The sequence below is a fragment of the Micromonospora cabrerizensis genome (assembly GCF_022230955.1).
Taxonomy (GTDB): Bacteria; Actinomycetota; Actinomycetes; order Mycobacteriales; family Micromonosporaceae; genus Micromonospora; species Micromonospora cabrerizensis.
The window spans coordinates 1-20,944 of record NZ_JAKKFI010000076.1; the positions used below are offsets into that span (position 1 = coordinate 1).

Annotated in this window: 18 protein-coding genes; 11 read left to right on the forward strand and 7 right to left on the reverse strand. The window is 73.2% G+C overall.

Going from position 1 to position 20,944, the window contains the following annotated elements:
- Positions 1 to 718 (reverse strand): type VII secretion integral membrane protein EccD (gene eccD, locus LADH09A_RS18775; protein ID WP_238646770.1); only part of this gene is annotated, 718 nt, incomplete at its 3' end.
- A gap of 101 nt (positions 719 to 819) precedes the next feature.
- On the opposite strand from eccD, the gene eccCa reads away from it, so the two are divergent.
- The 4 genes from eccCa to LADH09A_RS18795 all read left to right on the forward strand — a co-directional run bounded on the left by eccCa (position 820) and on the right by LADH09A_RS18795 (position 7,807).
- Positions 820 to 4,803: a type VII secretion protein EccCa gene (gene eccCa / locus LADH09A_RS18780; RefSeq protein WP_238646771.1), complete on the forward strand. Its 3,984-nt coding sequence runs from the start codon at positions 820 to 822 to the stop codon at positions 4,801 to 4,803.
- A 74-nt stretch (positions 4,804 to 4,877) separates the two neighbouring features.
- A complete protein-coding gene (gene mycP, locus LADH09A_RS18785) occupies positions 4,878 to 6,218 on the forward strand; it encodes a type VII secretion-associated serine protease mycosin (protein WP_238646772.1) in 1,341 nt (446 codons plus the stop codon).
- Between the two features lie 52 nt (positions 6,219 to 6,270).
- Positions 6,271 to 7,062, forward strand: a complete 792-nt coding sequence (locus LADH09A_RS18790) for a phosphatase PAP2 family protein (RefSeq protein WP_238646773.1) — start codon at positions 6,271 to 6,273, stop codon at positions 7,060 to 7,062.
- 37 nt (positions 7,063 to 7,099) lie between these two features.
- A complete protein-coding gene (locus LADH09A_RS18795) occupies positions 7,100 to 7,807 on the forward strand; it encodes a phosphatase PAP2 family protein (RefSeq protein ID WP_238646774.1) in 708 nt (235 codons plus the stop codon).
- Positions 7,808 to 7,820: 13 nt separating this feature from the next.
- Here the strand turns inward: LADH09A_RS18795 and LADH09A_RS18800 are convergent, their stop codons facing one another.
- From LADH09A_RS18800 to LADH09A_RS18825, 6 genes are all read right to left on the reverse strand, one after another.
- Entirely contained in the window at positions 7,821 to 8,999 is a 1,179-nt protein-coding gene (locus LADH09A_RS18800) for a MarP family serine protease (protein ID WP_238646775.1), read from the reverse strand.
- A gap of 63 nt (positions 9,000 to 9,062) precedes the next feature.
- Positions 9,063 to 9,755 carry an NUDIX hydrolase gene (locus LADH09A_RS18805; RefSeq protein ID WP_238646776.1) on the reverse strand — a complete coding sequence of 231 codons (693 nt, stop codon included), beginning with the start codon at positions 9,753 to 9,755 and terminating at the stop codon, positions 9,063 to 9,065.
- Positions 9,752 to 10,375, reverse strand: a complete 624-nt coding sequence (locus LADH09A_RS18810) for a TlpA family protein disulfide reductase (RefSeq protein ID WP_238646777.1) — start codon at positions 10,373 to 10,375, stop codon at positions 9,752 to 9,754. The genes LADH09A_RS18805 and LADH09A_RS18810 overlap by 4 nt, the downstream gene beginning before the upstream one ends.
- The gene (gene nth / locus LADH09A_RS18815; RefSeq protein WP_308194619.1) at positions 10,372 to 11,160 is read right to left on the reverse strand and encodes an endonuclease III; all 789 of its coding nucleotides are present in this window, start codon (positions 11,158 to 11,160) and stop codon (positions 10,372 to 10,374) included. The genes LADH09A_RS18810 and nth overlap by 4 nt, the downstream gene beginning before the upstream one ends.
- A 40-nt stretch (positions 11,161 to 11,200) precedes the next feature.
- Positions 11,201 to 12,379, reverse strand: a complete 1,179-nt coding sequence (locus tag LADH09A_RS18820; RefSeq protein ID WP_238646778.1) for a CapA family protein — start codon at positions 12,377 to 12,379, stop codon at positions 11,201 to 11,203.
- Between the two features lie 56 nt (positions 12,380 to 12,435).
- Complete coding sequence (locus tag LADH09A_RS18825; RefSeq protein ID WP_238646779.1) at positions 12,436 to 13,098, reverse strand: adenosylcobinamide amidohydrolase; 663 nt, start codon at positions 13,096 to 13,098, stop codon at positions 12,436 to 12,438.
- A gap of 143 nt (positions 13,099 to 13,241) precedes the next feature.
- On the opposite strand from LADH09A_RS18825, the gene LADH09A_RS18830 reads away from it, so the two are divergent.
- From LADH09A_RS18830 to LADH09A_RS18860, 7 genes are all read left to right on the forward strand, one after another.
- A complete protein-coding gene (locus LADH09A_RS18830) occupies positions 13,242 to 13,919 on the forward strand; it encodes a Crp/Fnr family transcriptional regulator (protein ID WP_007466162.1) in 678 nt (225 codons plus the stop codon).
- Between the two features lie 108 nt (positions 13,920 to 14,027).
- On the forward strand, positions 14,028 to 14,771 hold the full coding sequence (locus LADH09A_RS18835) for a metallophosphoesterase family protein (RefSeq protein WP_238646780.1): 744 nt from the start codon (positions 14,028 to 14,030) through the stop codon (positions 14,769 to 14,771).
- A gap of 261 nt (positions 14,772 to 15,032) precedes the next feature.
- A complete protein-coding gene (locus LADH09A_RS18840; protein ID WP_238646781.1) occupies positions 15,033 to 15,638 on the forward strand; it encodes a TetR/AcrR family transcriptional regulator in 606 nt (201 codons plus the stop codon).
- Positions 15,639 to 15,675: 37 nt separating this feature from the next.
- Positions 15,676 to 16,473: a TIGR03084 family metal-binding protein gene (locus LADH09A_RS18845; RefSeq protein WP_238646782.1), complete on the forward strand. Its 798-nt coding sequence runs from the start codon at positions 15,676 to 15,678 to the stop codon at positions 16,471 to 16,473.
- Positions 16,470 to 18,146, forward strand: coding sequence for an acyclic terpene utilization AtuA family protein (locus LADH09A_RS18850; protein ID WP_238646783.1), 1,677 nt, complete (start codon positions 16,470 to 16,472; stop codon positions 18,144 to 18,146). Before LADH09A_RS18845 ends, LADH09A_RS18850 begins: the two co-directional genes overlap by 4 nt.
- Complete coding sequence (locus LADH09A_RS18855; protein WP_238646784.1) at positions 18,143 to 19,339, forward strand: acyl-CoA dehydrogenase family protein; 1,197 nt, start codon at positions 18,143 to 18,145, stop codon at positions 19,337 to 19,339. Before LADH09A_RS18850 ends, LADH09A_RS18855 begins: the two co-directional genes overlap by 4 nt.
- Entirely contained in the window at positions 19,336 to 20,937 is a 1,602-nt protein-coding gene (locus LADH09A_RS18860; protein WP_238646785.1) for an acyl-CoA carboxylase subunit beta, read from the forward strand. The genes LADH09A_RS18855 and LADH09A_RS18860 overlap by 4 nt, the downstream gene beginning before the upstream one ends.
- Positions 20,938 to 20,944 lie beyond the last annotated feature (7 nt).

Sequence of the window (20,944 nt, forward strand, 5' to 3'; positions counted from 1 at the left end):
CGGCCACGAAGACCCGCAGCCGGCTGGCCACCCCGAGCAGGCCGATCAGCGCCACCAGCAGCAGCGCCACCGAGCCCGCCAGCAGTTCGGGAGCACCCACCCAGCGGGCCGGCCCGAACGGCGCGACCGGGTCGCCGGAGCCGACCGCGAGGGCGCCGGCCGTGAACGCGTACGGCAGGGCGTAGCCGCCGAGCGTCGCCCCGGCGGTGCCGTCGCCGTTGGCGCGGGAGGCCACCGCACCCGCCACGGTGAGCAGCAGCGCCACCACGGCGGCCGCCAGCCAGCCGGCCCGGTGCGTGGGGCCCCCGGCGAGCAGGGCGAGCAGCCCGACGGCGAGCGGCACGGCGGCACCGGCCAGACCGGCGGCGCGGGTGGCGGTGGGCGACCAGGCGCCGCCCCGGCGACGGGCACCGTCGGCGATCGCCTCGACCACGTCGTCGTACTCCAGCTCGGGCCAGTGCGCGCGGGCCGGCACCAGGTGCAGCACCTCGCCGTCGCGGACGCCCTGGGGCAGCAGCGCCTGGGCGGTCGCCAGCAACGCGCCGTCGGTGCGGCGAAGGACCCAGCCGCCGTGCTGTTCGCCGTCGTCGGCCAGCCCGACGCCGGCGTGCCGGAGCACGTCGGGCAGCAGCTCGGCCAGGGGCACCTGCTCCGGCAGGGCGACGTCCACCCGTCGTTGCGGCGCGCTGATGGTGACGCGGGCCAGCCCGGTAGTCATCGACTGGTCTCCATATCGAGGGGGATCGGAGGCTGCGCGGACGACAGGACTTTACCTACCATGAGTCCGGCTCGGGTTACCCAGCGCTGTCAGGAGGCCGAGTGTCCACCGTCGTCATCAAGCGTCCGCCACGTCGACCAGCGCCGGAGATCCCCGGCGGCGAGCTGCCGGTCGAGGCGCCACCGGAGATTCCCGTGGTGGCCGGCGGGCGGTGGCAGCAGATGCTCATGCTGCTGCCGATGCTCGGCGGCACGGTGGCGATGGCGATGATGTTCGGCCGGGGCGGTGGCGCCTACTCGTACGTGGTGGGCGGGATGTTCGGGCTCTCCTCGTTGGCGATGTTGGTGACGTCCTGGGGCAGCGCCTCCGGCACCCCGAAGAAGTCCGAGATGATGGCCGCCCGCAGGGAGTACCTGCGGCACCTGGCCACACTGCGGCGACGGGTGCGGCGCACCGCCGGTCAGCAGCGGGCCGGGCTCTTCTACCGGCACCCGGACCCGGGCGGGCTCTGGTCGACGGTGGACAGCCACCGGGTGTGGGAGCGGCGCCCCGCCGACCCGGACTTCGCGGTGGTACGCGTCGCCGTCGGGCCGCAGACCCTGGCCACGCCGCTCGTCCCGCCGGTCACCCGGCCACTGGAGGAGCTGGAGCCGATGACCGCCGGCGCGCTGCGCCGCTTCCTGGACGCGTACTCCGTGGTGCCGGACCTGCCGGTGGCGCTGTCGCTGCGCAGCTTCGCCCGGGTGCACGTCCGGCCCGCCGGCCGCACCGGGGGTGGCACCCCGGCCGCCAGCGGGCCACCGACCGGCGACCCGGCGGCGCAGGCGCTGGTCCGGGCCGTGCTGACCCAGCTGGCGGTCTTCCACGCCCCCGACGAGCTGCTCGTCGCGGTGTGCGCGGGACCGGAACGCCGCGCCTGCTGGGAGTGGGTGAAATGGCTCCCGCACGCCCATCATCCGAGCCGCACCGACGCGCTCGGCCCGGTCCGACTGGTGACCAGCTCCGCCGCCGAGTTGGAAGGGCTGCTGGCCGACGTGCTGGGCAGCCGCTCCCGGTTCAGTCCGGCCGGCCCGGCCACCGACGGCCCGCACGTGGTGGTGGTCCTCGACGGAGGTGAACTGGCCGGTGCCAGTGACCTGACCGGTGACGGCGGCATCGACGCGGTCACCGTGCTGGACCTGGACACTCCGCCGCCTCGGCTGCTCGACCGGTACGCGTTGCTGCTGGAGTTGCACGGCCGGCGACTGCACTCGCGGTCGTCCGACGGGCATGCCGAGGTGGGCATCGCCGACCAGCTCGACCTTGCCGACGCCGAGGCGGTCGCGCGACGGTTGGCGCCACTGCGGCTCGCCGGTGCGGCACGCGGGCCGGACGCCCCGCTCCAGGCCGACCTGGGCCTTCCCGAGCTGCTCGGTCTCGGTGACCCGGAGAGCTTCACGGCCGAGCAGGGCTGGTTGCCGCGCTCGGCGCGGGAGCGGCTGCGGGTGCCGATCGGGGTGGGCACCGACGGCGGTGCCATCGAGCTAGACCTCAAGGAGTCCGCCCAGGACGGGATGGGCCCGCACGGCCTGCTCATCGGGGCGACCGGTTCCGGCAAGTCCGAGCTGCTCCGCACGCTGGTGCTGGGGTTGGCCGCCACGCACAGCTCCGAGCAGCTCAACTTCGTGCTGGTCGACTTCAAGGGTGGTGCCACCTTCGCCTCGTTCGACCGGCTGCCGCACACCGCGGCGGTGATCACCAACCTGGCCGACGCGTTGCCCCTGGTCGACCGGATGGTCGACGCCATCAACGGGGAGCTGGTCCGCCGCCAGGAGCTGCTGCGGCGCGCCGGCAACTTCGCCAGCGTGCGCGACTACGAGCGGGCCCGGGCGGCCGGCAGCCCACTGGCCCCGCTGCCGTCGCTGCTGCTGATCTGTGACGAGTTCTCCGAGCTGCTGTCCGCCAAGCCGGACTTCATCGACCTGTTCGTGCAGATTGGCCGGCTGGGCCGGTCCCTCGGTGTGCATCTGCTGCTCGCCAGTCAGCGACTGGAGGAGGGACGGCTACGCGGGTTGGACACCCACCTGTCGTACCGGATCGGCCTGCGCACCTTCTCCGCGCTGGAGTCCCGCACGGTGCTCGGTGTACCGGACGCGCACGAGCTGCCCCGCTCGCCGGGCCACGGCTACCTGCGCGCCGGCACCGACCCGCTGGCCCGGTTCAAGGCCGCGTACGTCTCCGGCGCCGTCCGCCGTCGGACCGCGCCGGCCGGCGTGGCCGTCGAGGGCGGCGCGCGGCTGCTCACCTTCACCACCCACGTCGTGCCGGTGCCCGAGCCGACCACCCCGGTCGTGCCCGTCGTGGCCGATGACGAGGGCGGGGGCACACTGCTCGACCTGCTGGTGGACCGGCTCGTCGGGCAGGGCCCACCGGCGCACCAGGTCTGGCTACCGCCGCTCGGTCAGCCGCCGACCCTGGACGAGCTGCTCGGCCCGGTCGAGGTGGACCCGCGACGCGGCCTCACCGTGGGCAACCCGGAGCTGCACGGCGCACTCGGCGTGCCGCTGGCCGTCGTCGACAAGCCGCTGGAGCAACGCCGGGACCTGCTCTGGCTGGCGCTCGACGGCGCCGCCGGGCACGTCGCGGTGGTCGGCGCGCCGCAGAGCGGCAAGTCCACCGTGCTGCGCACGCTGATCTGCGCGCTGGCGCTCACCCACACACCGGCCGAGGTGCAGGTCTACTGCCTGGACTTCGGTGGCGGCGGGCTGGCCGCACTGCGCGACCTCCCGCACGTGGGCGGGGTCACCGGTCGGGCCGACCCGACCGCCGTCCGGCGCACCGTCGGCGAGATGACCACCCTGCTGGCCGATCGGGAACGCCGCTTCGCGGAGCTGGGCGTGGAGTCGATGGCCACGTACCGGCAGCGCCGCGCCGCGGCGGGAACGACCAACCAGCCGGGCACCGACCCGTTCGGTGACGTGTTCCTGGTGATCGACGGCTGGAGCACCGTCCGGGGCGAGTACGACGACCTGGAACCCCTGGTCACCGACCTGGCCACCCGGGGTCTGTCGTACGGGCTGCACGTGGTCGCCACCGCGCTGCGCTGGCTGGACTTCCGTCCGGCGATCCGGGACCTGTTCGGCTCCCGTCTGGAGTTGCGCCTCGGCGACCCGTCCGACTCGCTCGTGGCCAGGCGTGCTGCCGCGAACGTGCCGGAGCGCCCGGGTCGGGGCGTGACCGCGGAGGGGCTGCACTTCCTCACCGCGCTACCTCAGCTCGGCGCCGCCAACGGGGACACCGCAGACCTGGTCAAACGGGTCGCCGACGGGTGGGCGGGGCCTCCGGCGCCCCGGGTTCGGCTGCTCCCGCCCGTGCTGCCGTACGCCGATCTGGACGTCGCCGCGACGACCGGGCTGCGGTTGCCGATCGGGATCGCGGAGGCGGACCTGCGCCCGGTGCTGCTCGACTTCGCCACCGAGCCACACTTCGTGATCTTCGGGGACTCGGAGTGCGGCAAGTCCTCGTTCCTGCGCGCGCTGGCCACGTCGATCACCACGCGGTTCACTCCCGAGCAGGCCCGGGTGATCCTGGTCGACTACCGGCGTAGCCTGCTCGGCGCCATCGAGACCCCGCACCTGATCGGTTACGGCACCGCCGCGGCGCACACCGCCGACCTGGTCGAGTCGGCCGCCGGTTACCTGGAGCGGCGGGCCCCCGGGCCGGAGGTCACCCCGCAGCAACTGCGGGACCGCTCCTGGTGGACCGGGCCGGAGCTGTTCGTGCTGGTGGACGACTACGACCTGGTGGCGTCCGGTCCGTCGAACCCGCTGCGGGCGCTGGAGGAGCACCTGCCGCACGCCCGCGACGTCGGGCTGCACCTGGTGCTGGCCCGTCGTTCCGGTGGCGCGGGCCGCGCCCAGTACGAGCCGATCGTGCAGCGGCTGCGGGAGCTGTCCACTGCCGGTCTGGTGATGGCGGGCAGCCCCGACGAGGGCGCACTCGTCGGGCCGGTGCGCCCCGGCCCGCTGCCGCCGGGCCGTGGCCGACTGGTCACCCGGCGAGAGGGCGTACGCCTCGTTCAGCTGGCACAACTTCCGCCACCATGACCTGACTCGCCGGTTCTTCCCGTGACAGGTGGGGAAACCGGTAATCTCCGATCGTCATGGTTCCGTCGGGATGAATGGCTGAGGATGTGACTGGGGTTCGGCACAGCGGCCCGTCAGTGGCCCGCCGGACGGCCGGCCGGGCTCTGCTCGGTGTGGCCGCGGTGCTCGCTGTCGTGGCTCCGACCGCGGCGGCCGCGCCCGTCGCCGCGCCCACCAACGGCGGGCAGCTCGCCGGCGCGCCGATGGCGTTCGCTCCCGGTGACGCCGTCACCCGCACCGATCAGGTTCGCGACGAGCAGTGGCAGCTCGACGAGTTGCGGGCGGAGACGGCCTGGCGCAGCTCGACCGGCCGGGGCGTGATCGTCGCGGTGGTCGACTCCGGAGTGGACGGCAATCATCCCGACCTTGCCGGCCAGGTGCTGCCCGGCAAGGATCTGGTCGGCCCCGAGGGTGGGGCTGGGCCGGATCCGGTGGGGCACGGCACGACGGTCGCCGGTCTGATCGCCGGGCGCAGCGACGACAAACGAGGCGTGGTGGGCCTGGCACCGGACGCCCGGATCCTGCCGGTCCGGGTGCTCGACGAGCAGAACCGCTACGACGACGCGTTGATCGTCGCCCAGGGGGTTCGCTGGGCCGTCGACAACGGCGCCCGCGTGATCAACCTGTCGTTGGGCGGCAGCGGTGACAGCCCGGCCCTGGCCGCGGCCCTGGACTACGCATTCGTCCGGGACGTGGTCGTGATCGCCTGCACCGGCAACCTGGCGACCTCGACCAGCACCAAGGTCTGGTACCCGGCCCGCGAGCCGGGCGTGATCGCGGTCTCCGGTCTCGAACGCAGCAGCGACAACCTGTGGTCCGGGTCGATCACCGGCCAGGCGACGGTGCTCACCGCTCCCGCCAGCGGGCTCGTCGGCGCCAAGTCTCCCGACGGTTACTGGCGGGTGCAGGGCACCAGCTTCGCCGCGCCGCTGGTGACGGCCACCGCCGCGCTGGTCCGGTCCCGCTACCCGCGGATGCCCGCCGGCGAGGTGGTCAACCGGTTGCTGGCCACCGCCCGGGACCTCGGCCCGACCGGGCGCGACGACCGTTTCGGGTACGGGGTGGTCGACCCGGTGGCCGCGCTGACCGCTCAGGTGCCGCCGGTGACCGCCAACCCGCTGGACGACCAGACGTCGCCGGGCGTGACGGGTTTCGGCCCGGCCCCCGGCTCGGCTGACGGCGACCCGGTGGCGGGCGCCGGCAGCGACCCGCTCGGTCTCGCCGCGCCCCGCCAGCAGACCAGGTGGACGGCCCGGGCGGCGGGCGGCCAGGACACTTCGGCCCCCGGGCAACTGTGGACCGGAGTTGTGCTCATCGTCGCCCTGGCCGGTGGCGGTGCCCTGCTGGTGCGCCGACTTCGACAGCGCACCCGCTGATCTCAGCCCACCGTCAGGCCTGACCGACCGGCCGGTCGGGTAGAACCGACACATGAGTACGCATCAGCCGCCCACCCTCGTCCCCGTCGGCCAGCCGTCCTGGCGGCGGCGCCGACTCGACCCGGACCACGCGTTGGGTCTGCGGCTGACCCTGGCCGCGACGGCGGCGTTCCTGGTGCTGGTGCCCTTCGCGCTGCTCACACTGCTGGTGCTCGGCACATGGGCTCCGCTGCACCGGTTGGACACGGCGGTCACCCGCGCGTTGCACGGTTATGCGCTCGACCACCCTGCCTGGGTCACGGTGATGCGGATCTGGACGGAGGTGTTCGCCCCGATGCCGCTGCGCGCCGCCGCGCTGCTCCTGGTGATCTGGCTGCTGCGTCGGGGCGCCCGTCGGCTGGCCCTCTGGGCGACCACCACCATGGTGGTCGGTGGGCTGATCGGCCCGCTGCTCAAGCTGCTCGTCGGTCGGGACCGGCCGGAGCTGCTGGACCCGGTGGCACGGGCCGCCGGCTACTCGTTCCCCTCTGGGCACGCGTCGAACGCCACCCTGGCCGCCGGGGTGCTGCTGCTGGTGTTCCTGCCGTTCGCCGGGCAGGGAGCGGCGCGGGTCGCGCTCTGGGCCGCCGCGCTGCTGCTCACCGTGGTCACCGGGCTGAGCAGGGTGGCGCTCGGCGTGCACTTCGCCAGTGACGTGCTGGGCGGTTGGCTGCTCGGTGTGGCGGTGCTGGCGGCGACCACCGCCGCGTTCACCAGTTGGCGGGCGCACACCGGTCTCCGGCCGGTCCGGCCGACCCGCGACGGCGTCGCTCCCGAAGTGGAGCGGCATCCCGGAGCGGCCTGAGGCGTGCCGACGAGGTGGGCAGGGTACTGGCCGGCACATGTCCGAGACCGCGCTTCAGATTGTCCGGCGGGTACTGCTGCCGGTTTCCCTCCTGCTCGGCCTCATGGTGCTGCTCGGGGTGCTGGTCACCCGCGTGTTCGCCCGGACCTGGCCGTTCACCGCGGAAGACGCGGTGAACCGGGAGTTGGCCGCCGACCGCACCGGCGGCTGGAACGACGTCTCTCTGGTGTTCAGCACGTTGGCCAGCACCCAGATGATCGTCGTGGTCACGGTGTTGGTGGCGCTGGCGCTGCGGCTCTGGCTCAAGCGCTGGCGGGAGCCGCTGTTCCTGTGCGCGGCGGTGACCGCCCAGGCGCTGGTGTTCCTGCTGACCACGCTGGCGATCGACCGGCGGCGGCCGGCGGTGGAGCACATGGATGTCTCGCCGCCCACGTCGAGCTTCCCGTCCGGGCACACCTCGGCGGCGGTGGCGCTCTACGTCGGTATTGCCGTGCTGATGGCGTTGCGGGTGCGCAGCACCGGGGCGAAGGTCGCCTGGTGGAGTCTGCTGCTGACGGTGCCGCTGGGGGTGGCGCTGACTCGGATGTACCGGGGGATGCACCACCCGAGCGACGTGGTGGCGTCCTTCCTCAACGGCGGCACCTGCGTCGTGATCATGGCTCGTGCCGTCCTCGACCGAGGGGTGAGGTGGGGGCGGGCGAAGCTGCCGACCGTGGGGCGACCGGCGCTGTCGACCCGGGGCTGACCTCGCGCCGCCCTCAGGTGCATTCGCCGGTGGCGACCTGCCGGTTGCGTTCGGCCCCGGCCAACGCCACCGGGCGGGCCTCCGCGGCGGTCACCGCGAAGCCGGTGTTCGGGTCGTCGGCCGCCGCCGCGAAGATCACGCCGAGCACCAGCCCGTTGGCGGAGAGCAGCGGGCCGCCGGAGTTGCCGCTGCGGACCAGGGCTCGGATGGTGTAGATCTCCCGGGTGACGTCGCCGGAGGAGTAGATGTCCGGGCCCTTGATGCGGTCGACGTCGCGGACCCGCGCCGACTGCGCGTTGTAGGGGCCGTCGAGCGGGAAGCCCAGCACGATCGCGTCGGAGCCACTGCCGGCGTTTCCGGCGGCGAACCGCAGGGACGGGCCGGGCAGCCCGGGCACGAGGAGCACGGCCAGGTCTCGGTCCGGGTCGTAGACCACCACCTTGCCGTCGTACCGCTCACCGCCCAGCTCCACGGCGACCGAGCGGGTGCCGGCGACGACGTGCGCGTTGGTCATCACCCGGTCGTCGGCGTACACGAAGCCGGAGCCCTCGATGCGGCGCGAGCAGCTGGGCGCGGAGCCGAGCACCTTGACGACCGACCGCTGACCGTTGACCACGACCTGCGAGCCGGCCAGTGCCGGGTCCGGTGGGTCGACCTGTCGGGCCCGGGTGGGCGTGAGGTCACCGAAGACGTCCGGGAACCCGTCGGTGTCGACGGTGTCCTCCAGGGCGGTGGACAACTGGTGGGCCTGCTCCGGCACGACCCGGTTGACCACCGAGATCAGCGCGCTGTTGCGCACCGCGGCGGCGAGCCAGGGCACCGAGGACGAACCGAGCGGCACCGCGACCAGCCAGGCGAGCAGGAGCACCGCGAGCAGCGAGACGAGCGCACCACCCACGTCGTCGGCCCGTTTGCCCACGTCGCTGGTGATGGTCTTGCGCAGGTGCGAGCCGAGCCAACCGGCCAGCGCCTGCCCGACCACGGCCAGCCCGAAGATCGCCACGAGCGAGATCAGCACGCGGGTGCCGGCGTCCACGAACTGCCGGGCGAACAACGGCCCGAGCTGGAGGCCCAGCAGCAGACCCAAAAAGAAGCCGGACAGCGATGTGATGCCGATGACGAAACCCTGGCGGTATCCGCTGATCGCGAACACGAGCATGAGCAGCAGGAGGACGAGATCCACGACGGACACGGGTCAAGCGTACGGGCAGTGCGCCCCCCGGATGACCATCGCTTGCTGAAGGTGACCGTGCGGTCAGCGCAGGGCGGTCTCGTCCGCGTCGTCGGTGCCCGCGGAGGGCGCCGGTGTCGCCCCGCTCGGCGGTAGCTCGACCACCCGGCCGCGCGGCCACGGGCGCGCCCAGCCGCCCATCTCCAGGAGGGTGGCCAGCACCCCGGCGGTGAAGCCCCAGACGAGCATCCCCCGCGCCGAGAACGCCGGCCCGACCCAGCCGCTCGGGTGGCGGACCCGCATCCGGTTGGCCGGGTCGACCAGCTCGCTGACCGGCAGCCGGGCGACGTGCGCCACCTCGGCCGGCTCCCGGGGGTGCACCGGGTGCGGGTCGTGCCACCAGGCCAGCACCGGGGTGACCACGAAGTCGCTGACCGGGATCCACAGTTTCGGCAGCTCGGCCAGCACGGTCACGCTGGTCGGGTCGAGGCCGACCTCCTCGTTCGCCTCGCGCAGCGCGGTGGCGCGGACGTCGGCGTCCTCCGGGTCGGCGGCGCCGCCGGGAAAGGCCGGCTGGCCGGCGTGGTTGCGCAGGGTGGCGGCCCGTTGCAGCACCAGCACGTCGGGGCCGACTCCGGGTTGCTCACCGAGCAGCACCAGCACGGCGCTCTCCCGGCCGCCCTCGGCCGGGGTGGTCAGCCGGGTGAAGTCCTCGGCGCGGGCGGTGCCCAGCCGGGTCAGCAGCGGCTCGATCCACTCGGGCGGTCGACGGGTCACGCCGGCACCGCCAGGCCGAGGTGCTGGCGGACCAGCTTGGCGAGCTGGGCGTCGTCGAGCGCGCCGGTCGCGTCGATGTGCCGGATCTGGCCCTGCGCGTCGACGAAGAGGGTGAGCGGGAAGGCGTTGCGCTCGAGCTCTCGTTGCAGCGCGTCGCCCTGGTCGACCAGGATCGGGAACCGTACGCCGAAGTCCTCGCCGATGGACTGCGCACCGGCCCGGCTGTCGCGGGTGTTGACCCCGAGCACCTGGAGCTGGCCGGCGGCCCGCACGCTCAGCCGTTGGAAGGCGGGCAGCTCCTTGCGGCACGGCCCGCACCAGGACGCCCAGACGTTGATCACCGCCGGCCCGGCCACGTCCCGCAGCGCGACGGGAGCGCCGCCGGTGAAGCAGGACAGCGTCAGCTCCGGCAGTGCCTGCCCGCTGACGGCGGCCGTCGTGCCGGTCGGGGTGGGGGCGGTCGACGTGGGCGCGGTGCCGAGCGTGGAGCAGTCCCGGAACGGCGACGGTCGCTCAGCGGCGGCCGGCCGGGGGGCCGGGTCGTCGTCGGCCTTACCTGCGGTGCAGCCGGAGACGACCAGCAGCAGCGGCAGGACGAGCAGAGCGAGGCGACGGTTCACGGCACCTCCGCGGCGATCGCCTGCGCGGGCACCAGCTCCGGGTCGACCCCGGCCGCCACCGCCAGATCACGCGCCCGTGGGCCCTTGAGCAGCTTGGCGGCGGCTGCCGGGTCGGTCGGCCCGGTGCCGTACGAGGGGCAGAGCTTCGCGAGGGTGCACGCCCCGCAGGCGGGCTTGCGGGCGTGGCAGACCCGTCGCCCGTGGAAGATGATCCGGTGCGACAGCATCGTCCAGTCGCGCTTCGGGTAGAGAGCGCCGACCGCGTGCTCGATCTTGACCGGGTCGGTCTCGGTGGTCAGCCGCCACCGGTGGACCAGCCGCTGGAAGTGCGTGTCGACGGTGATGCCCGGGACGTCGAAGGCGTTGCCGAGGATCACGTTGGCGGTCTTGCGGCCGATGCCGGGCAGCGTCACCAGGTCGACGAGTCGGCCCGGGACCCGGCCGTCGTACCGGTCGAGGAGCGCCTGGCCGAGTTTGAGCAGCGAGTCGGTCTTGTTGCGGTAGAAGCCGGTGGGCCGGATCAGCTCCTCCATCTCGCCCCGGTCGGCCCCGGCGTACGCGGCGGCGCTCGGGTAGCGGGCGAAGAGCTTGGGGGTGACCTCGTTGACCTTCTTGTCCGTGCACTGCGCGGAGAGGATGGTGGCGACGGCCAACTCCAGGGCGTTGGAGTGGTCCAGCTCACAATGCGCGTCGGGATGCGTTTCGGTCAGCACCCGACCGATCTTGCGGGCACGACGGGTGCGCCCGAGGTCGGTCTCGCTGGCGCCGGGAGGACTATCGGTCACGACGGTCAGCCTACGTCGCGCCCCGGACGTTCCCGGCGGGTCAACCGCCGGCCGGCGGCGAGATCTTGCCCTGCCCGTCGAGCCGGGCACCGGCCTTGGGGAAGTCGGCGCGGCTCAGCTCCGTGATCAGGCCCAGGCCCCGGTCGTCCGGGTCCATCGTCGGCTTGCCGGCGTCGTTCATGTACGTCGAGGTGAACGAGCCGCCGGCCCAGGTGCCGTCCGGCTTGAGCGACACCTTCAGCACCCCGCCCCAGCCGAGGCGGCCGTCGTTGTTCAGCGAGTTGCCGCCGCCGGCGAAGTTGCCCAGGCTGTACGCGATCAGCCGCCCCTGGTAGAACTCCATGCCGCGCAGCACGTGCGGCCCGTGCCCGACGATCAGGTCCGCGCCGGCGTCGATCATGGCGTGGGAAAACTTGACCGGGTCGCCCCGGTTCTCGCCGAGGAACATCTCGGTGCCCGGCTTCACCCGGGTCTTCTCCGCTCCCTCGCCGCCCATGTGCACCTGCACCACGACCAGGTCGGCCATGGTGGCGGCCTTGGCGACCACCGTCTTCGCCTTGGCGATGTCGACCAGGCTGTTGGACCAGACGTACGACGAGAAGCCGGCCACGGCCACCTTGACGCCCTTGACGTCGACGACGGTGATCTGGTCCGGGGCGCCGGTGTGCTCCAGGTCGTACTTCTCCAGCGCCTTCTGGGTGTTCTCGTAGCCCTTCGGCCCGTAGTCGTAGCCGTGGTTGTTGGCCTGGTTGAGCACGTCGAAACCGGCGTCACGCAGGTGTGCGGCGTACTCCGGTGGGGCCCGGAACTGGAAGCAGCGGGTGGAGTTGGCCCCGCACTTGCCGGTGCCGGTGTCCACCGTCAACGGCTCCTCCAGGTTGCCCATCACCAGGTCGGCCTTGAGAGCCTCGGTGACCGACGTGAAGAACCCCTTGCCGCCGGCGGCGGGCAGTCGGCTCGGCGCGTTGCCCATGATGATGTCGCCGGTGGCGGAGAGCGAGATCGCGCCGACCGCACCGGGGGTCGCGCTCCCGGTGGCATCCGGGCCGGCCGTGGTCACCGGAGCGCCCGTGCCACCGCCACCGGCGCCGGGCTGCCACACGGGGGCATCGCCGCCCGAGTCGGAGCAGCCGGCGACGAGCAGGGCGGCCAGCAGCGCGGCGAGGCCGAGGGCGACGCGGCGACGCGGGCGGGACGCAAGAGAGGCGGGAGCGTACATCGTCCGCGACCCTACCGGTCGACAAACGCGCCGACGACAGCCGATCGGTCGAATATTCAGCTGGTCAGCTGGTCCGACCAGGGCACGACCGCCCGGGAACCGCCGGCGAGCACCGCCGCGTGCACCGCGCGAGCCAGCGGAGCACCCCAACGGGAACGCGGGCCGCCGTACGCGGCCTCCGGCCCGTCCACCGGGCAGAGCACGGTGACCGCGTCGGTTGGTGTGCCGGTTCCCGGCAGTCCCAGCTCGCTGATCGCCTGGGTCTTCGCCTCGGTTGCCGTGGCCACCGCGTTGACCAGTGCCGAGTCGGCGAGCCGTGCCGGCACGTACACCACGATGTTGACCGTGCCGACCCGCTGGACGAGCCCGGCCGGGCCGGGCGCGGCCGCGGGCACCGGCGTGCCGAGCCCGACCGTCGCCCAGGCCCGCACTCCGGTGTCGGTGCGTGCCACCACCTCGCCCACGTCCACGCCGGTCAGCAGACCGACCCCGGGCCCGTCGAGGGCCAGGTCGGCGGCGAGGGCCGTCAGGTGCGCGGCGGGGTCAGCCCGGTCGTACGACATCGGTACGGTCGCGTTCAGCACCCAGCGCCGGACACCGATGCCACCGCCCAGTGGGCCGCTGCTGACCGCCCGCAGGGGCACTTCCGCGCGCCAGACGAGCAGCGGAATGTGCCGCCCATCCTCGGCGCGGCTGGTCAGGGTCGGCTCGCTCAGCACGTCGGGCAGGTTACGCCCACCGATCAAGATTCCAGGGGCGACCTCTGATTCATGCTCACGTGCGCCTAGACTTGGCGGCGCGCGAGGGGATCAGCGGACGGCGGACCCGGCCGACGGACGGCACGCGTAAGCGGAGGTGCGCGATGGACGAGGTACTGGCCCGCAGCGGGATCTTCCAGGGTGTTGACCCGGAAGCTGCCGAGGCGCTTGCCAAGGAGATGGAGACGATCGAGGTCCGCAAGGGCGAGATCGTCTTCAATGAGGGCGAGCCCGGTGACAGCCTCTATATCCTGCTGTCCGGGAAGATCAAGGTTGGTCGCCGCGCAGCGGACGGCCGGCAGAACCTGATCGCGGTGATGGGGCCGTCGGACATGGTCGGTGAGCTGTCGCTCTTCGACCCTGGCCCGCGTACGGCGACCGCCACCGCGGTGACCGACACGCGGCTGGTGCGACTGCGCAAGCAGGCGCTGCGGCCGTGGCTGAACAACCGTCCGGAGATCGCCGAGCAGTTGCTGCGGGTGCTCGCCCGGCGGCTGCGTCGGACCAACGACTCGCTCGCCGACCTGATCTTCACGGACGTGCCGGGCCGGGTCGCCAAGAACCTGCTCCAGATGGCTGGGCGGTTCGGCACCCGCGACGGCGGTGTCCTGCGGGTGACCCACGACCTCACCCAGGAGGAGATCGCCCAGCTCGTCGGCGCCTCCCGGGAGACGGTCAACAAGGCGCTGGCCGACTTCGCCTCGCGCGGATGGCTGCGGCTGGACGGCAAGAGCATCATCATCCTGGACCCGGAGCGCCTGGCTCGTCGCGCCCGCGTCTGACCGGTACGTCGCGTCCCCGCCTTCCGTCACCGACGGACGGCGGGGACGTTTCGTCTGCCCGTCGCAGAAATGCTGGCTCGGGGCGGCCGAGGCGGTGAGGGTGGGGCCATGGCGAACAGCGTTGCGGTGCTCTCCGACATCCACGGCGTACTCCCGGCACTGGAGGCCGTGCTGGCCGAGCCGGACGTCGCCACCGCCGACCTGATCGTGCTGACCGGCGACATCGCGGCCGGCCCGCAGCCGGTCGAGGTGCTGGACGTGCTCGCCGGCCTCGGTGACCGGGTCTGTTGGGTGGGTGGAAACTGCGAACGCGAGCTGGTCGAGGCCCGCGCCGGCCGACCCGCCTCGATCGAGGTGTCGAACTGGGCCGCCGGGCAGCTCCGCGACGACCAGGTGGCCCGCCTCGCGGCCCTGCCCGCGACGGCGACGGTCGAGATCGACGGCCTCGGGCCGACGCTGTTCTGTCACGCGACCCCCCGTGACGACGAGGAGGTCGTGCTCGTCGACTCCCGGATGTCGCGCTGGGCGGAGGTGTTCGCGGGCCTCCCTGCCGAGGTCTCGACGGTGGTCTGCGGCCACACCCACATGCCGTTCACCCGGCTGGTCGATCGACGTCTGGTGGTCAACCCGGGCAGCGTCGGCATGCCGTACGGCGGCGCGGGCGCGTGGTGGGCACTGCTCGGGCCGGGCGTCCAGCTGCGCCGCACCGCCTTAGACGTGGACGCGGCGTGCGCCCGGGTGGCGGCGGAGTCGACCTTCCCCGACGCCGCCGCGTGGGCCGACGAGTACCTGCGCTCCCAGCACAGCGACGCCGACGCGCTGGCCGTCTTCGGCCCCCGCGACGGCCGCTGACGGTCGGGTCGGCCTCGACCGGCCAGCCCTCTGGTCCACGCTCCGGGCTCAGGCGCGGGAAACGGTCCTCGCTGCCGGTAGAGCTGCCCCAGATCTTCACCTGAAGGCAGGGCAGCCTCCGCCGGTCACCACGACACCTGCCCCGTCCGTGGGGCAGCTCTACAGGGGCCGCCGTACAGGGCCGCGCCCAGCTCCGCCCGCACCGAGTGCACAGAAAAAGTCAGTCTTGACTGTTTGTTTCTCAGGCCGCAGGCTGTTCGCGTGTCCCCCGCATCGACGCGCGTCCCCCAGCAGGAACGCAGCCGCGCCACCCAGGCCCGGCTGCTGGAGGCGACCGTCGACTGCCTGATCGAGCACGGCTGGTCCGGCACCACGACGACCGTCGTCGCCGCGCGGGCCGGTGTCTCGCGCGGGGCCCAGCTGCACCACTACCCGACGAAGGCCGCACTGGTCACGGCCGCCGTGGCCCATCTCGCCGAGCGGCGGGCCGCCGAGTTGCGCACCGAGGCCGAAGCTCTGCCGGCCGGCCCGCAGCGGTTGGACCGGGTGGTCGACCTGCTGGCTGTGGCGTTCACCGGGCCGCTGTTCGTGGCCGCTCTCGAACTCTGGGTCGCCGCCCGCACCGATCGGGAACTCCGGGACGCCCTGGTGCCGTTGGAGGCGACGGTCGGCCGGGAGATGCACCGCCTCACCGTTGCCCTGCTGGGCGTCGACGAGCGTCGACCCGGCGTACGCGAGGCGGTGCAGGCCACCCTCGACCTGCTGCGCGGGCTCGGGGTGGCCAACCTGCTCAGCGACGACTCGGCCCGTCGTACCGCCCTGTTGACCACCTGGAAGCGCCAGCTCGCCACCCTGCTCACGCCCTGACCGCCGGCCGCACCGGCCACCACCGACCGGAGGCACCATGGTCGACCTCACCGACCTGATCGCGGATCTGGCCGCCGAGTCCGGCCAGCTGGACGCCCTGGTGGCTCCGCTGCCGACGACCGACTGGGCCCGGCCCACCCCGGCGTCGGGCTGGAGCATCGGGCACCAGATCGCCCACCTCGCCTGGACCGACCACGTGGCGCTGCTGGCGGCCACCGATCCCGAGGCGTTCTACGCGACGGTGACCACCGCCCCGGACGCGACCCGGCTGGTCGACGCGGGCGCCGAGGAGTTCCTCGCCCCGCCGGTGGAGCTGCTCGAACGCTGGCGGGCGGGCCGAACCGCACTTACCGACGCGCTGACCGCCGTTCCGGCCGGCGAGAAACTGCCCTGGTACGGCACCCGGATGTCCGCCACCTCGATGGCGACGGCGCGGATCATGGAGACCTGGGCACACGGTGAGGACGTGGCCGACGCGCTCGGCGTCGTCCGCCCCGCCAGTGACCGGCTCCGGCACGTCGCGCACCTCGGTGTGCGTACCCTCGGGCACGGCTTCGCCGCCCACGGCCGGGCGGCACCGACGTCGCCGGTCCGGGTCGAGCTGCTCGGGCCCGACGGCGACACGTGGAGCTGGGGTCCGACGGACGCCGCTGACCGGCTGACCGGCCCGGCCAGGGACTTCTGCCTGCTGGTCACCCAGCGCCGACACCGCGCGGACCTCGCCCTGGTCGCCACCGGCCCGGTCGCCGACGAATGGCTCGACGTGGCGCAGGCGTTCGCCGGCCCGCCGGGTGCCGGCCGTGAGCCGGCCGGCGCGGACGGAGTACGAGCGTGATCCGGATCGGCAACGCCTCCGGCTTCTACGGCGACCGGTTCACCGCCTGGCAGGAGATGCTCGACGGCGGCGAGCTGGACGTGTTGACCGGTGACTACCTCGCCGAGTTGACCATGCTGATCCTCGCCCGGGACCGGCTGCGCGACCCCGGCCTGGGCTACGCGAAGACTTTTCTCCGTCAACTGGAGACCTGTCTCGGCACCGCCCTCGACCGTGGGGTGCGGATCGTGACCAACGCCGGCGGGTTGAACCCGGCCGGGCTCGCCGCGGCCATCGGCGCCCTGGCCGCCCGACTGGGCCTGCCCGCCAGGGTGGGGTACGTCGAGGGCGACACGATCCAACGCCCGGACGCGTTGAGCGCCAACGCCTACCTCGGCGCGTTCGGGATCGCGGCCTGCCTCGACGGAGGCGCGGACGTGGTGGTCACCGGCCGGGTCACCGACGCATCGCTGGTGGTCGGCCCCGCCATCGCCCGCTACGGGTGGAGCCGCGACGACCTCGACCAGCTGGCCGGGGCGACCGTCGCGGGGCATCTCGTCGAGTGCGGGGCGCAGGTCACCGGCGGCAACTTCAGCTTCTTCACCGAGCTGCCCGACGGCGGGCACCGGCCCGGCTTCCCGATCGCCGAGGTGTCCGCCGACGGCTCGACGGTCCTCACCAAGCATCCGGGCACCGGTGGCGCCGTCACCGTGGAGACGGTCACCGCACAACTGCTCTACGAGGTCGGTGGGCCCGCGTACCTGGGACCGGACGTGGTCACCCGACTGGACACGGTGACGTTGCGCCCCGACGGGCCGGACCGGGTGCGGGTTTCCGGCGTCCGGGGCACACCACCGCCGGCCACGCTGAAGGTGGGCGTCAACAACCTCGGCGGCTTCCGCAACTCGATGACGTTCGTCCTCTGCGGCCTGGACATCGAGGCGAAGGCGTCGCTGGTGCGCGGGCAGGTCGAGGAGGCGGTCGGCAAGGACGGGCTGGAGTTCGTGCTGGCCCGGACCGACCACCCGGACGCCGCCGACACCGAGGCGGCCAGCGCCCTGCTCCACGTCCACCTGCGCCACGGCGACAAGGCTCGGGCCGGCAGGGCCTTCTCGGCCGCTGCCGTGGAGTTGGCCCTGGCCTCGTACCCGGGCTGCACGTTGACCACGCTGCCGGGCGACGCGACACCGTACGGCGTCTTCACGGCCGACGTGGTGCCGCAGGACGCGGTGTCGCACGTCGCGGTGCTGCCCGGCGGCGCACGGGTCCCGATCGCCCCGCCGATCCGCACCGCGCCCATTGCGGCGGACGAGACAGCCCCGGGCGGCGACGCGACCCACGACGGCCCGACCCGGCGCGGCCCGCTGGGCGAGCTGGTCGGTGCGCGCTCCGGGGACAAGGGCGGGGACGCCAACCTCGGCGTGTGGGCGCGCAACGACGAGGCGTACGCGTGGCTGCGCGCCTGGTTGACCGTCGACCGGCTGGCCGAGCTGCTGCCGGAGACCGCGTCGCTGTCGGTGCGGCGCTACGACCTGCCGAACCTACGCGCGGTCAACTTCGTGATCGAGGGTCTGCTCGGTGCGGGGGTGGCCGCGTCCACCCGGTTCGACCCGCAGGCCAAGGCGCTCGGTGAGCTGCTGCGCGCCCGGATCGTCGACCTGCCGGCCGACGCGCCGACGGGGGTGGCGCGATGAGCATCGTGGACACCCCGGAGCGGCGGCAGTTGCGGGAGCTGACCCGCGCCTTCGTGACCCGTGAGGTGCTGCCGCACCTGGACGAATGGGAACGGGCCGGCGAGGTGCCCCTGGCGCTGCATGCCACCGCCGCGAAGCTCGGCCTGCTCGGCATCGGCTTCCCCGAATCGGTCGGCGGCAGCGGCGGTGACCTGCTCGACTCGATCATCGTGACCGAGGAGGTGATCCGCTCCGGCGGCTCGTCCGGGCTGGTGGCAGCCCTGTTCACGCACGGCATCGCGTTGCCGCACATGGTCGCGGCGGCCGGTGCACGCACCGGTGGCTCGCTGGGCGGCCGGCTCGGTGGCACCTCGCCGCCGGGCGACGACGGCCTGATCGAACGGTACGTCCGGCCCACCCTGGCCGGCACGATGATCGGCGCACTGGCGATCACCGAGCCGGACGGCGGCTCCGACGTGGCCGGCATCCGCACCATCGCCCGCCGCGACGGCGACCACTACGTGGTGAACGGGTCGAAGACGTACATCACCAGCGGGCACAGGGCCGACTTCGTGACGACGGCGGTCTGCACCGACTTCCCCGGCAGCGGCGAACTCACCCTGCTGGTCATCGACAAGGGGCTGCCCGGGTTCACGGTGGGGCGCCGGTTGGACAAGCTGGGCTGGCACTGCTCGGACACGGTCGAGCTGTCGTTCGTCGACGTGCGGGTGCCGGTTACCAACCGGGTCGGCGCGGAGAACACCGGCTTCCTGGCGATCATGCAGCACTTCGCGGCGGAGCGGCTCTCGCTGGCCACCCAGGCGTACGCGACCGCGCAGCGCTGCGTCGAGCTGGCCGTGCGCTGGTGCCGGGACCGGGAGACCTTCGGGCGTCCGCTGGCCAGCCGGCAGTTGATCCGGCACCGGCTGGCCGAGATGCACACCCGGGCCGAGGCGGCCCGGTCGTACGTGCACGAGGTGGCCAACCGGGTGGCTGCCGGCGAGCCGGTGGTGACCGAGGTGGCCATGGCCAAGAACGTGGCGGTGGCCGCCTGCGACCAGGTCGTCGACCAGGCGCTGCAACTGCACGGCGGCTTCGGTTACCTGCGCGACGCCGAGGTGGAGCGGCACTACCGGGACGCGCGGATTCTCGGCATCGGCGGCGGCACCACCGAGATCATGAACGAGATCATCGCGAAGGGCATGGGTCTGTGAGCACACTGGACAGCGCGATCGACCCGACAGCGCCCGGGTACGCGGCGAACCGGAAGGCCCTGCTGGAGCGGCTGGGCGAGCTGGACGCCGCGCTCGGGCAGGCTCGGGCCGGCGGTGGCGACAAGTACGTGGCCCGGCACCACAAGCGCGGCAAGCTGCTCCCTCGGGAGCGGATCGAGCTGCTGGTGGACGCGGACAGCCCGTTCCTGGAGTTGTCGCCGGTCGCCGCGTTCGGCACCGACTTCCCGGTCGGGGCCAGCGTGGTCACCGGCATCGGCGTGGTCGAGGGCGTGGAATGCCTGATCGTCGCCAACGACCCGACGGTACGCGGCGGCGCCGTCAACCCGTGGTCGCTGGCGAAGACCCGGCGGGCCGGTGAGATCGCGCTGGCCAACCGGCTGCCGATGGTCAACCTGGTCGAGTCGGCCGGGGCGGACCTGCCCACCCAGGCGGACATCTTCATCCCGGGTGGTCGGGTGTTCCGTGACCTGACCCGGCTCTCGGCCGCGGGCATCCCCACGGTCAGCGTGGTCTTCGGCAACGCCACGGCCGGTGGCGCGTACGTGCCGGGGATGTCCGACCACGTGATCATGATCCGGGACCGCTCGCAGGTCTATCTGGCCGGGCCGCCGCTGGTGAAGATGGCGACCGGCGAGGTCACCGACGACGAGTCGCTGGGCGGCGCGGAGATGCACGCCGGCACGTCCGGGCTCGCCGACTACCTGGCCGAGGACGAGCGGGACGGTATCCGGCTGGCCCGGCAGTGCGTCCGCCGGCTGAACTGGCGCAAGCACGGCCCGTCGCCGCGCACGGCGGTGCCGCAGCCGCCGAAGTACGACCCGGAGGAGCTGCTCGGCGTCGCCAGCGCCGATCTGAAGGTGCCGTTCGATCCCCGTGAGGTGCTGGCCCGGATCCTGGACGGCAGCGACTTCGACGAGTTCAAGCCGGCGTACGGGACCGCGTTGGTCACCGGTTGGGGTGAGCTGCACGGCTACCCGGTGGGCGTGCTGGCCAACGCCCGCGGGGTGCTGTTCAGCGAGGAGGCGCAGAAGGCGGCCCAGTTCATCCAGCTCGCGAACGCCGCCGACACCCCGCTGATCTTCCTCCAGAACACGACCGGCTACATGGTCGGCACCGAGTACGAGCAGCGCGGCATCATCAAGCACGGCGCGTTGATGATCAATGCGGTGTCCAACTCGACGGTGCCACACCTGACGGTGAACCTGGGCGCCTCGTACGGGGCCGGCAACTACGGCATGTGCGGCCGGGCGTACGAGCCGAGGTTCCTGTTCACCTGGCCGAACGCCAAGTCGGCGGTGATGGGCCCGGCGCAGCTCGCCGGGGTGCTGTCCATCGTGGCCCGGCAGGCGGCCGCCGCACGGGGGCGCGACTACGACGAGGACTCCGACGCGGCGATGCGGATGATGGTCGAGCAGCAGATCGAGTCCCAGTCGGGCGCGCTGTTCCTCTCCGGCCGGCTCTACGACGACGGCGTGATCGATCCCCGGGACACCCGGACCGTCCTCGGGCTCTGCCTCTCGGCGATCCACAACGGCCCGGTCAAGGGTGCCGACGGCTACGGCATCTTCCGGATGTGAGGGGCGA